A 12,502-nucleotide genomic window follows, 5' to 3' on the forward strand; every position below is an offset into this window, starting at 1 on the left:
CGCGCAGGCGCCGCTTGATCCGGCCTTTGTGCAGTAACTGACGGGAACCAGTCATGTCTAAACGCGATTTTTACGAAATCCTCGGTGTCAACCGCGACGCCTCGGACGACGAAATCAAGAAGGCCTACCGCAAGCTGGCCATGAAGTACCACCCCGACCGCAATCCGGACAACCCGGCGGCCGAGGAAAAATTCAAGGAAGCCAAGGAAGCCTACGAGATCCTGTCGGATGGTCAGAAGCGTGCTGCCTACGACCAGTACGGCCATGCCGGCGTCGACCCGCAGGCCGGCATGGGCGGCTTCGGCGGTGGCGGCGGTGCCGGTTTTGCCGACGCCTTCGGCGGCATCTTCGACGAAATCTTCGGTGGCCGCAGCGGCGGTGGCGGCGGACGTTCCAACATCTACCGCGGTGCCGATCTGCGTTACAACCTGGAAATCACGCTTGAACAGGCCGCGCACGGCACCGAGACCAAGATCCGCATCCCGACCATGGAGGAATGCGACGTTTGCCACGGCTCGGGCGCCAAGGCCGGTACCCAGCCGAAAACCTGCCCGACCTGTGGCGGCTCCGGCCAGGTCCGCCTGCAACAAGGCTTCTTCTCGATCCAGCAGACCTGCCACAAGTGCCACGGCACCGGTCGCTTCATTGCCGACCCGTGCAAGAACTGCAGCGGCGCCGGTCGCATCAAGCAGCACAAGACGCTGGCGGTGAAAATCCCGGCCGGCGTGGATGAGGGCGATCGCATCCGGCTCGCCGGCGAAGGTGAGCACGGCGTCAACGGCGGCCCGCCGGGCGACCTCTACGTACAGATCCATCTCAAGCAGCACCCGGTATTCCAGCGCGATCACAATGACCTGCACTGCGAGATGCCGATCTCGTTCACCACCGCCGCCCTCGGCGGCGAGATCGAAATCCCGACACTGGACGGCGCCGCGGCCATCAAGATCCCCCCGGAAACCCAGTCCGGCCGGGTCTTCCGCTTGCGCGGCAAGGGCATCAAGGGGGTTCGCAGCCATACGCACGGCGACCTGCTCTGCCATGTCGTCGTCGAAACGCCGGTCAACCTGACCGACCGCCAGAAGGAACTGCTGCGCGAACTGGAAGAATCGAGCAAGGACTCCGACCATAAGCACAATCCCCGCGCCAAGTCGTGGATGGACAAAGTGCGGGAGTTCTTTGGCGAGTAACCGGCTTTCGTCGAGGGACAATCGTGGCACATTGTGTCGCCACGATTGTCCCGCCCAGCCTTTCCACTGCTAGAATCGCAGCAGGTTCCAGGGAGAGAGGCTACAGCATGAAGGTTTTCAAGCAAATTGCCGCGGCTTGTGCCATGGCGCTTTCCACGGTTAGCTGGGCAGACCCCGGGCTGACCGATACCAGCATCACCATCGGCATGTCCGCCCCCTTCTCCGGGCCCAACGGCGCCTACGGCGAAGACATGCAGCAAACCATCCAGTCCTATTTCGAGCAACTCAACAGGTCCGGCGGCATCAACGGCCGCAAGCTGCAGTTGGTGGCGCTCGACGACGGCTATGAAACGGAACGCACGGTTGCCAACACGCGCAGCCTGATCACCGAGAAGAACGCCTTCGCGCTGCTCTCCTTCTACGGCTCAAGCCCGACCACCGAGGCCATGAACACGGTTTTCGGGCCGGCCAAGGTGCCGCTGGTCGGGACCATTTCCGGCGCCGACACGCTGCGCCAGCCGATCTCGGCCAATCCGAACTCGCGCTACATGTTCCACGTCCGCGCCAGCTATGCCGATGAAACCGAAGCCATCGTCAACCAGATGGTTTCGATCGGCCTGCGCAGCATCGCTGTCTTCTACCAGAACGATGGCTTCGGCAAGGCCGGCCTCGACGGCGTCACCGCCGCGCTGAAAAAACACAACCTGACCCCCTCGGCGGTCGGTACCGTCGAGCGTAATTCGCTCAACGTCAATGCTGCGGTCCAGTCGATCGCCAAGAGCAACCCCCAGGCAGTGGTCATGGTCACGCTCTATAAACCGACCGCAGCCTTCGTCCGGGCGATGAAGCGCGCCGGGCAGAATCCGATGTTCATGACCCTGTCGCCGGTCGGTACCGAGCAACTGGTCCAGGAACTGGGCCCCGAAGCCCGCGGCATCGGCATTTCCCAGGTTGTCCCCTACCCCTGGAACGACATCGTGCCGGTCGTCCGCGATTACCAGAAACTCGGATCCAAGGGCGGCAACTTCTCCTATTACGGCCTGGAAGCCTACCTGACCGCACGCACCATGGTCGAAGGCCTGCGTCGTGCCGGCCGCGACCTGTCGCGCGACAAGCTGATCACCGCCCTGGAATCGATGAGCGGCGCCGATCTCGGCGGTTACCGCATCAACTATTCGGGGACGGCGCGTCACGGCTCGCGGTTTGTCGAATTGACCGTGATCGGCCCGGGCGGCAAAGTCCTGCGCTGAAACCCTGGCGATATCAATGAAAACGGCCCGCCAGTGCGGGCCGTTTTCATTTCGGGCGGGGGATGCTCAGGCCCGGCGCCAAGTCGTGCCTTGCGGACTGTCGTCGAGAACGATGCCGGCCGCCTTGAGCTCGTCGCGAACCCGGTCGGCAGTCGCGAAATCACGCGCTTTTTTGGCTTCTGCACGCTGCGCGATCAGCGCCTCGATCGCTGCTTCATCCAGCCCGCCGGCCGCGGGGCCGGCGCGCAGGTAAGCCAGGGGCTCGCGCTCGAGCAGACCGATGACGCCACCGAGCGCCTTGAGCAAGCCGGACAAGTCGCCCGATTTCTGGCGATTGGCCTCGGCGGCCAGTTCGAACAGTACGGCAATCGCCCCGTGCGAATCGAAATCCTCGTTCAGCGCCGCCGCGAAGCGGGCGGCATACCCTTGCGTCCAGTCGATCTCGACCGGCTTGGGCGGCACGTCACGCAACGTGAAGTAGAGGCTGTCGAGCGAACGCTTGGCGTCGTCGAGATGGGCGTCGGAGTAGTTCAGCGGACTGCGGTAGTGCGCACGCAGGATGAAGAAACGGACGACTTCTGCGTCGTAATTCTCGAGCACGGTGCGGATGGTGAAGAAATTGCCCAGCGATTTCGACATCTTCTCGTTGTCGACCCGCACGAAGCCGTTGTGCATCCAGTAATTGACGTAGCTGCAGCAGTTGGCGCCCTCGGACTGGGCGATCTCGTTCTCGTGGTGCGGGAATTGCAGATCCTGGCCGCCGCCATGGATGTCGAAGTGCTTGCCGAGCAGCGACGAACTCATCGCCGAGCACTCGATGTGCCACCCCGGCCGACCGTCGCCCCAGGGCGATTCCCAGGCCGGTTCACCCGGCTTGGCATGTTTCCAGAGCACGAAATCGAGCGGATCCTGCTTGGCGTTATCGACCTCGACCCGCTCGCCGGCGCGCAGGTCGTCGAGCGACTTGCCCGAAAGCTTGCCGTAGCCGGGGAACTTGCGCACCGCGTAATTGACGTCGCCGTCTGCCGCCTGGTAGGCTAGGCCCTTGCGCTCAAGCTCGCGGATGATTTCCTGCATCTGCGGCACGAATTCGGTCGCCCGCGGTTCATGATCGGGCCGGAGCACGCCCAGCGCATCGGCGTCTTCATGCATGTAGGCGATGAAGCGATCGGTCAGCTGCTGGATGGTTTCGCCGTTTTCGAGCGCCCGCTTGATGATCTTGTCGTCGATGTCGGTAATGTTGCGGACATAGGTGACATCGTAGCCGGACGCCTTCAACCAGCGATAGACCATGTCGAAAACCACCATCACCCGTGCATGCCCGAGATGACAATAGTCATAAACCGTCATCCCACAGACATACATGCGAACCTTTTTGGCCTCGATCGGTTCGAAAATCTGCTTCTCGCGCTTGAGTGAGTTGAATATCTTTAGCATGACGGAATGAAAAGAAGTATCGGGATACCTTTGAAACCTATGGCATCGCGCGCTTCTTTGATAGAATTGGGCGATTGAAAACCTCGGAAATTATAGCACGGCGATGACCACCAAATCCTTGTTCCAGCCTCGCTTCCGGGCACTTCGCGCCCTGGCCTTCGGTCTCTCCATCGGCTTTGCCGCCCCGGTTTTTGCCGATAACCTGCCTGATATCCAGCGCCTGATCCGCCAAGGTCAGCATGCCCAGGCACTGGAAAAGGTCGATCAATATCTGAGCAGCCGCCCCAAGGACGCTCAGGGCCGCTTCCTCAAGGGACTGATCCTGACGGAGATGAACCGCCCGGCCGACGCGATCGGCGTGTTCACCAAGTTGTCCGAGGATTACCCGGAACTGCCCGAACCCTACAACAATCTGGCCGTGCTCTACGCCCAGCAGAAGCAGTACGACAAGGCCCGCACGGCGCTGGAAATGGCCATCCGCACCCATCCTTCCTACGCCATCGCCTACGAAAACCTTGGCGACGTCTACGCCAAGCTGGCCAGCCAGGCCTACGACAAGGCATTGCAACTTGACGGCGCCAATGCCACGACGCAGAACAAGCTGGCCCTGATCCGCGACCTGATCAGCACCTCCGGCAAGGGCAATGTTCGCCCGCCGGCTCCCGTGCCGTCACCGGCACCGGTTGCCGCCGCCATTGCCCCGCAGCCGAAGCCGGCCGCCCCTGCGCCGACGGCGACTGTCGTCGCGACGACGCCGGCCGCTTCCAGCCCGGCACCGGTGGCTAGCGAACCGCGTCCGGCACCGGCCCAGCCGGCACCTGTTCAGGACAGCGCCCGCGACGATGTGGCCAAGGCCATTGCCGCCTGGGCGCGTGCCTGGTCGCGCAAGGACATGAAGGGCTATTTCGCGGCCTACACCAGTGATTTCACCTCGGGCAAGGGCGGCCGCAAGGCCTGGGAAGCGGAACGCCAGCAGCGCATCGGCGATCGCCCGGGCAGCATCTCCGTCACCTACGACGAACCGCGCATCACCATCGACGGCGATCGCGCCACCGCACGTTTCCGCCAGCACTACAAGGCCCCCGGCCTGAATAGCTCCAGCAACAAGACCCTGGTCTTTGTCCGCACCGGTGGCAAGTGGTTGATCAAGGAAGAAAACGCTCGCTGATGCAGAAGTTGAAGCTGGTCCTGCCCGCCCTTCTGGGGCTGGCAGTCGTTGTTGCGATGGTGTTTTTTTTCCAGGGCGAGGAAGAACCCGATACTGCTGCGGCTGCACCCGCCAGCCATGCCGGCGAACTGCCGGTGTGGCCGGTGCGTGCCGACACGGGGGCCGAGCCCACCGGCCTTCCGCCCACGCTTGGTGACGCCGGACCGGAATCGCAACTGGCCCGGATTTTCCGGGAGATCGAGGGACGCAATCTGGGCAACGCACTGCAGTTGACCGAGTCCCTGCTCCAGCAATATCCCAACTACCGCCTGGCTCACCTGATCAAGGGCGACCTGCTGCTGGCCAGAGCGCGTCCGCTCCAGGACTTCGGCGGCCTCAACGGACTGCCTGCCGAGCAGGTCAACGACCTGCGCGCGGAGGCCTTGAAGCGCCTGCAGGCCTACCGGGAGAAGCCGCCCGCCGACTACGTTCCGCGCTATCTCCTGCAGATGCGCCCGGATCAACGCTACGCAGTGGTCGTCGATACCGAACGCTCGCGGCTTTACATTTACGAGAACGACCTGAGCAGCGGCCGGCCGCGTTTCGTTGCCGATTACTACGTCACTCAGGGCAAGCTCGGCGCCGACAAGTTTGTCGAGGGCGACAAGAAGACCCCGATCGGCGTCTATCACGTCACCGCCGACCTCTCCCGGCAAAAGCTGCCCGACCTTTACGGCAACGGTGCCTTCCCGATCAATTACCCGAACGAATGGGACCGGCGCCAGGGGCGTGGCGGCAGCGGCATCTGGTTGCACGGCACGCCGTCCGACACCTTCGCTCGCCCCCCGCTGGCCTCAGACGGCTGCGTGGTGCTGACCAACCAGGACCTGGAAGCCATCCGGGCAAATCTGCAGGTCGGGCTGACGCCGGTCATCATCAGCAACAGCGTCGATTGGCTGTCGCTCGACGACTGGGCCCGAGAACGCGACGAACTCAACCGCAGCATCGAGAGCTGGCGTGCCGACTGGGAAAGTCGTGACATGAAGCGCTACCTGTCCCACTACTCCCGGGAGTTCAAGGCCGGTGGCCAGGATTACGCCCAGTTCTCCGCACAAAAACAGCAGGTCAATGCCGCCAAGGAGTGGATCAAGCTGGAACTGAAAAACCTGTCGGTATTCCGCAATCCGGGCAAGGAAGAGGTCGTGGTCGTGACCTTCGACCAGGATTACCGCAGCAACAATCTCAACAACCGGATGAAAAAACGCCAGTACTGGCAGCGCGAAGGCGGCCAGTGGAAAATCATCTACGAAGGAGCAGCCTGAGCATGAAAAAACTGATCGGCATCATCGCCGCACTGACGCTGTCGAGTGCATCCGCCTGGGCCGCCCCAACCCTGGAACTGCAAACCAGCATGGGTCGCATCGTCGTCGAACTGGACGCCGAGAAGGCCCCGAAAAGCGCGGCCAACTTCCTGCAATACGCACGTGACGGCTTTTACAACGGCACCGTCTTCCACCGTGTCATTCCCGGTTTCATGATCCAGGGCGGTGGTTTCGACGCCAGCATGAACAAGAAATCGACCCGCGAGCCGATCGAGAACGAGGCAAAGAACGGCCTGAAAAACCGTCGTGGCACCATCGCCATGGCCCGCACCATGGACCCGCATTCGGCGACCGCCCAATTCTTCATCAACCACAACGACAACCTGCCGCTCGATTATCCGAGCCGCGACGGCTGGGGCTACGCCGTCTTCGGCAAGGTCACCGAAGGCATGGACGTGGTCGACAAGATCGCCAAGGTGCCGACCGCCAATGTCGGCATGCACGGCGACGTGCCGCGCACGCCGGTCGTCATCCAGAACGTCAGAATCATTTCCGAAAAATAAGGACTCCCCATGATCAAGCTCACCACCAACCACGGCGTCATCACCCTCGAACTCGACGCCGAAAAGGCGCCGAAGACCGTCGAGAACTTCATTGCCTACGTCGAATCCGGCCATTACGACAACACCATCTTCCACCGCGTGATCAAGAACTTCATGATCCAGGGCGGCGGCATGGAGCCGGGCATGAACCAGAAGGAAACCCGCGACCCGATCGAGAACGAAGCCGCCAACGGCCTGAAGAACGTCCGCGGCAGCATCGCCATGGCGCGTACCAACGACCCGCACTCGGCCACCGCCCAATTCTTCATCAACGTCGTCGATAACGACTTCCTCGATTTCCGGGCACCGTCCGGCCAGGGCTGGGGCTACTGCGTCTTCGGCCAGGTCGTCGAGGGCATGGACGTGGTCGACAAGATCCGTGCCGTCGCCACCGGCAACAAGGGTTTCCACCAGGATGTGCCGAAGGAAGACGTGATCATCGAAAAAGCGGAAGTGGTTTGATCCTTTTCATTTCCGACCTGCACCTGTCGCCCCGGTCACCCGGGGCGACTTGTTTGTTCCTCGACTTTCTTGCCGGCCGCGCCCGCCAGGCCGAGCAGCTCTACATCCTCGGCGACCTCTTCGAAGCCTGGATCGGCGACGATGACATCGACGACCCCTACCACGCGCCCATCGTCGCTGCCTTGCGTGCCGCCAGCGATGCCGGCCTGGCCATCAGCGTCATGCATGGCAACCGCGACTTCCTGCTCGGCCAGGGCTTTGCCGCGCGCGCCGGCGTCCGCATGATCGCCGACCCCTACATCCTGTCCACCGCCGAATGGCAGTTCGTGCTCGCCCACGGCGACGCGCTCTGCCTCGACGACACCGACTACATGGCCTTCCGTGCACAGGTCCGCGACCCGGCCTGGCAGGCGGCCCTGCTGGCCAAGCCGCTGAGCGAACGGCGGGCAATCGCCGCGCACATGCGCGAAGTCTCCGAAACCAGCCAGCGCGCCAAGGAAAATCCCTACACCGACCTGCAACCGGCAGCGACCGAGGATTTCCTGCGGACCCACGGCTACGCCACCTTCATCCACGGCCACACGCACCAGCCGGCTACCCACGACCACATCGTCGACGGCATCCACGTCGAACGCTGGGTGCTCGCCGACTGGCACGAGGACCGCGGCGAATGCCTGGCCTGGGACGGCGAAGCCCTACACCGCGAAATCCTGCGCCCGGTCGCCCAATGAAGCAGAACGGCAGCGCCCTCGACATCCTGCGCGATGTTTTCGGCTACCCCGCCTTCCGCGGCGAGCAGGCCGAAATCATTGCCCACGTTGCCGGGGGCGGCGACGCCCTGGTGCTGATGCCGACCGGCGGCGGCAAGAGCCTCTGCTACCAGATTCCGGCGCTGCTGCGCCCGGGTTGCGCCATCGTCGTCTCGCCGCTGATCGCGCTGATGCAGGATCAGGTCGACGCACTGACCCAGCTCGGCGTGCGTGCCGCCGTGCTCAACTCGACGCTCGACCGACGTGAAGCGCAGGCGGTCGAACAGGCGATCTTCGCCGGCCAGCTCGACCTCGTCTACATCGCTCCCGAACGGCTGATGCTCGACCGCACGCTGGCCATGTTCGATGCCCTCTACGAAGCCGGCAAGCTCGCCCTGTTCGCCATCGACGAGGCGCACTGCGTATCGCAATGGGGGCACGATTTCCGCCCGGAATATCTGCAACTGTCGGCGCTGCACGAACGCTACCCGCGGGTGCCGCGCATCGCGCTCACCGCCACCGCCGACCGGGCGACGCAGAACGAAATGCTTCAGCGCCTCGGCCTGGGCGAAGCGCGCGTCTTCCTGTCGAGTTTCGACCGCCCGAACATCCGCTACACCGTCGTCGAGAAGGACAACGCGCGCCAGCAACTGCTCGCTTTCCTCGGCGGGCGCCAAGGCCAGGCCGGCATCGTCTATTGCCTGTCGCGCAAGAAGGTCGAGGAAACCGCTGCCTGGCTGTCGACTCAAGGCTACCCGGCGCTGCCCTACCACGCCGGCCTGCCGGCCGACGAGCGCGCCGCCAACCAGCGCCGCTTCCTGCGCGAGGACGGCCTGATCATGTGCGCGACGATTGCCTTCGGCATGGGCATCGACAAGCCCGACGTGCGCTTCGTCGCCCACCTCGATCTGCCGAAGAGCATCGAGGCCTACTACCAGGAAACCGGCCGCGCCGGCCGCGACGGCGAGCCGTCGGAAGCCTGGATGGCCTACGGCATGCAGGACGTCGCCCTGCAGCATGCGCGCATCGCCGAATCGGGCGCCGGCGAAGGCCAGAAAATCCTCGAATCGCAACGCCTGACCGCCCTGCTCGCTTACTGCGAGGCGCCGCGCTGCCGGCGCCAGGTACTGCTCAATTATTTCGGCGAGGAACGCCAGCCCTGCGGCAACTGCGACGTCTGCGCCGAACCGCCGGAACTGTGGGACGGCACCCAGGCGGCGCAGAAGGCGCTGTCGGCGATCTACCGCACCGGCATGCGCTTTGGCGTCAGCCACCTGATCGACGTGCTGCGCGGCAAGGCCAGCGACAAGATGCGCCAGTGGGGCCACGACCAGCTGCCCACCTTCGGCGTCGGCGGCGAACTCGACGAACGCGAATGGAAGAGCGTCTTCCGCCAGCTCGCCGCTGCCGGTCTGGTCCATGTCGACATGACCGAGCACGGCGCCCTGCAACTGACCGAAGCAGCACGCGAAGTGCTCAAGGGGCAGCGCACGGTGCAACTGCGCCGGCCAACCAAGAAACGCAGCGCACCGAGCAAGACCAGCCGCGCCCCGCTGGTCGACCTGGCACCGGCCGACGCCGCGCTGTTCCAGCGTCTGCGCCAGTGGCGCGCCGACACCGCCCGCGAACAGGGCGTGCCGGCCTACGTCATCCTGCACGACAAGACCCTGCGCGAACTCGCCGAATGCCGCCCGGTCAGCCACGGCCTGCTCGCCGGCATCACCGGCATGGGCAGCGCCAAGATCGAGCATTACGGCGAGGAACTGCTGCAACTGATCCGCCAGGAGGGCTGAAGCATGCACGCTCAGGACCGCATCAACGCCGGACTCGCCGCCATCGTCGTCGGTGCCCTGATCGCCTCCGGCGTCGCCCCCTACGACCGCATCACCTGGTTGATGGAAGTGGCACCGGTGCTGATCGCGCTCCCCCTGCTCTATGCGACCCGGCGCAGCTACCCGCTGACCGCACTACTCTACGTGCTGATCGCCATCCACGCGCTGGTCCTGATCGGCGGCGGCGCCTACACCTACGCCCGGGTGCCGCTGGGCTTCTGGTTGCAGGACCTGCTCGGCACCATGCGCAATCCCTACGACAAGATCGGCCACTTCCTGCAGGGCTTCGTCCCGGCGCTGGTCGCCCGCGAGATCCTGCTGCGCGGCGACTGGGTGCGCGGAGCGAAGATGACCGCCTTCCTCTGCGTCTGCGTGGCGCTGGCGATCAGCGCCTGCTACGAACTGATCGAATGGGCGGCGGCGCTGTTCATGGGCCAGGGGGCCGACGAGTTCCTGGGCACCCAGGGCGACGAATGGGATACCCAGTCGGACATGTTCATGGCGCTGCTCGGCGCCAGCACCGCGCTGGCCGTGCTATCCCGCTGGCACGACCGGCAACTGGCCCGTTTGCGTTGAAACTCAGCGGTGGCGGCTGCCACTGCGATGTTTCTGCGGCCCACCCGGCTTTTGTGCCGTTTTTGCCGCCGGTGCACGGCCCGGCTGAGGCTTGCGCGGCCCGCGCGGTGCTTGCGGCGGCCGCGGTGCGGCATGCGCCGATTGCTCGAAACCCTCGATGACGACGCGTTCGAGATTGCGTTTGATCAGCTTCTCGATGTCCTTGAGCTGGGCCCGCTCGTCGTGGCAGACCAGCGAGATCGCCTCGCCGACCATGCCGGCACGGCCGGTGCGGCCGATGCGGTGGACGTAGTCCTCGGGCACGTTGGGCAGCTCGTAATTGATCACGTAGGGCAGCGCGTCGATGTCGATGCCGCGCGCCGCGATGTCGGTGGCCACCAGCGCAACCAGCTTGCCTTCCTTGAACTCGGAAAGGACGCGGGTACGCGCGCCCTGCGACTTGTCACCGTGGATCGCCGCCGCCTTGATGCCGGCCTTGTCCAGCGTCCGTGCCAGCGCATCGGCGCCGTGCTTGGTCCGGGCGAAGACCAGCACCTGGTGCCAGCCGTGCGTCTGGAACAGGTGGCAGAGCAGTTCCTTCTTGCGTTCGCGGTCGGTCTCGATGACCTTCTGGGTGACCGTCTCGGCCGCCGTGTTGCGCGGCGCGACATCGACCGACACCGGCTGGTTGAGCAGGCCGGCGGCGAGTTCGCGGATTTCCGGCGAGAAGGTCGCCGAGAACAGCAGGTTCTGTCGTTGCTTGGGCAGCAGCGCGATGATCTTGCGGATGTCGCGGATGAAGCCCATGTCGAGCATGCGGTCGGCCTCGTCGAGGACGAGGATCTCGACGCCCGAGAGATCGAGGGTCTTCTGGCCGACATGGTCGAGCAGGCGCCCCGGGGTGGCGACGAGGATGTCGACGCGCTTCTTCAGTGCGGCGATCTGCGGGTTGATGCCGACCCCGCCGAACATCACCATCGAGGTCAGCGGCAGGTGCTTGCCGTAGGTCTGCACCGACTCTTCGACCTGCGCAGCGAGTTCGCGCGTCGGGGTGAGGATGAGGCAGCGCGGCCGTCCGGCGGCACGCGGATGGACGTGCTCGGCGGCCAGGAGGTGGAGCACCGGCAGGGTGAAGCCGGCGGTCTTGCCGGTACCGGTCTGTGCGCCCCCCATGACGTCGTGGCCGGCGATGACGATGGGAATGGCCTGACGCTGGATGGGGGTGGGTTCGGTGTAGCCGGCATCGGCTACGGCCTTCTGCAGTTCGGGTATGAGGCCGAGTTCGGCGAAGCTCATGGGCGCCTTTCTGGTTCCGCTGGGCGGACGCGTTGGAAAGGCGCGATTATACACTCCCCCATCAGGCGCTTACTTGTGCAGGGCGAGATAGGCGGTGACCTCTTCGCGGTCGTGGTAGAGATGCTTGATGCGCAGGTCGTAGCTGCCGACGCTGGCCAGACGCTTGCGGATCAGCGTGCGGCATTGCTCGACGGCGTCGAGGCGGCGCTTCATCGGCAGCTTCAGGTTGAAGATGGCGCGCCGGCAGCGTCCGGTGGCCACCCATTCGGCAACCAGCGAGGCGATCCGCGAAGGCTGGTCGACCATGTCGCACACCATCCACTCCACGGTACGCTGCGGGCGCCAGGTGAAACCGTCGGCGCGCAGATGCTCGACCATCCCGGTGGCGAGCACGGAATCGGCCAGCGGGCCATTGTCTACGGCGATCACGTGCATGCCACGGGTGGCCAGCTGCCAGGTCCAGCCACCGGGCGCGGCGCCCAGGTCGACGGCGCGCAGGCCTGCGCGCAGGGTGGCCTCGCGCTCAGCTTCGTTGAGCAGGGTCATGAAGGCTTCGGCGAGCTTCAGCGTGGACCGGCTCGGTGCGCCCCCGGGCATGCGCAGACGCGGGATGCCCATCGGCCACGGCGAGCTGTGCTGCGGCATGGCGGCGGCCAGCCAGGC

At 64.7% G+C, this 12,502-nt stretch carries 12 protein-coding genes; 9 read left to right on the forward strand and 3 right to left on the reverse strand.

Annotated elements, in window-relative coordinates; translation table 11 throughout:
- Positions 1–53 precede the first annotated feature (53 nt).
- Together dnaJ and Q0799_RS13480 are read left to right on the forward strand one after the other, a co-directional pair.
- Positions 54–1,187 carry a molecular chaperone DnaJ gene (gene dnaJ, locus Q0799_RS13475; RefSeq protein WP_298399222.1) on the forward strand — a complete coding sequence of 378 codons (1,134 nt, stop codon included), beginning with the start codon at positions 54–56 and terminating at the stop codon, positions 1,185–1,187.
- A 107-nt stretch (positions 1,188–1,294) separates the two neighbouring features.
- Positions 1,295–2,437: an ABC transporter substrate-binding protein gene (locus tag Q0799_RS13480; protein ID WP_298399224.1), complete on the forward strand. Its 1,143-nt coding sequence runs from the start codon at positions 1,295–1,297 to the stop codon at positions 2,435–2,437.
- Between the two features lie 66 nt (positions 2,438–2,503).
- Here the strand turns inward: Q0799_RS13480 and cysS are convergent, their stop codons facing one another.
- A complete protein-coding gene (gene cysS / locus Q0799_RS13485) occupies positions 2,504–3,874 on the reverse strand; it encodes a cysteine--tRNA ligase (RefSeq protein ID WP_298399226.1) in 1,371 nt (456 codons plus the stop codon).
- A 103-nt stretch (positions 3,875–3,977) separates the two neighbouring features.
- Between cysS and Q0799_RS13490 the strand changes: the two genes are divergently transcribed.
- The 7 genes from Q0799_RS13490 to Q0799_RS13520 are packed head-to-tail and all read left to right on the forward strand — an operon-like array spanning position 3,978 to position 10,564.
- Entirely contained in the window at positions 3,978–5,042 is a 1,065-nt protein-coding gene (locus Q0799_RS13490) for a tetratricopeptide repeat protein (protein WP_298399228.1), read from the forward strand.
- Positions 5,042–6,343, forward strand: coding sequence for a L,D-transpeptidase family protein (locus Q0799_RS13495; protein ID WP_298399230.1), 1,302 nt, complete (start codon positions 5,042–5,044; stop codon positions 6,341–6,343). The genes Q0799_RS13490 and Q0799_RS13495 overlap by 1 nt, the downstream gene beginning before the upstream one ends.
- 2 nt (positions 6,344–6,345) lie before the next feature.
- Positions 6,346–6,906 (forward strand): peptidylprolyl isomerase, encoded by a 561-nt coding sequence (locus tag Q0799_RS13500; RefSeq protein WP_298399232.1) that lies wholly within the window; start codon positions 6,346–6,348, stop codon positions 6,904–6,906.
- A 9-nt stretch (positions 6,907–6,915) separates the two neighbouring features.
- A complete protein-coding gene (locus tag Q0799_RS13505; protein ID WP_298399234.1) occupies positions 6,916–7,407 on the forward strand; it encodes a peptidylprolyl isomerase in 492 nt (163 codons plus the stop codon).
- On the forward strand, positions 7,404–8,138 hold the full coding sequence (locus Q0799_RS13510; protein WP_298399237.1) for a UDP-2,3-diacylglucosamine diphosphatase: 735 nt from the start codon (positions 7,404–7,406) through the stop codon (positions 8,136–8,138). The genes Q0799_RS13505 and Q0799_RS13510 overlap by 4 nt, the downstream gene beginning before the upstream one ends.
- Positions 8,135–9,949, forward strand: a complete 1,815-nt coding sequence (gene recQ / locus Q0799_RS13515) for a DNA helicase RecQ (protein WP_298399240.1) — start codon at positions 8,135–8,137, stop codon at positions 9,947–9,949. Before Q0799_RS13510 ends, recQ begins: the two co-directional genes overlap by 4 nt.
- A gap of 3 nt (positions 9,950–9,952) precedes the next feature.
- Positions 9,953–10,564: a DUF2238 domain-containing protein gene (locus Q0799_RS13520; protein WP_298399242.1), complete on the forward strand. Its 612-nt coding sequence runs from the start codon at positions 9,953–9,955 to the stop codon at positions 10,562–10,564.
- Between the two features lie 3 nt (positions 10,565–10,567).
- Here the strand turns inward: Q0799_RS13520 and Q0799_RS13525 are convergent, their stop codons facing one another.
- The gene (locus Q0799_RS13525; protein WP_298399244.1) at positions 10,568–11,839 is read right to left on the reverse strand and encodes a DEAD/DEAH box helicase; all 1,272 of its coding nucleotides are present in this window, start codon (positions 11,837–11,839) and stop codon (positions 10,568–10,570) included.
- 69 nt (positions 11,840–11,908) lie between these two features.
- Positions 11,909–12,502: 23S rRNA (cytidine(2498)-2'-O)-methyltransferase RlmM (gene rlmM / locus Q0799_RS13530; protein WP_298399247.1), on the reverse strand; the 594-nt coding region annotated here is incomplete at its 5' end.

Source organism: uncultured Azonexus sp. (genome assembly GCF_937982035.1).
Lineage (GTDB): Bacteria > Pseudomonadota > Gammaproteobacteria > Burkholderiales > Rhodocyclaceae > Azonexus.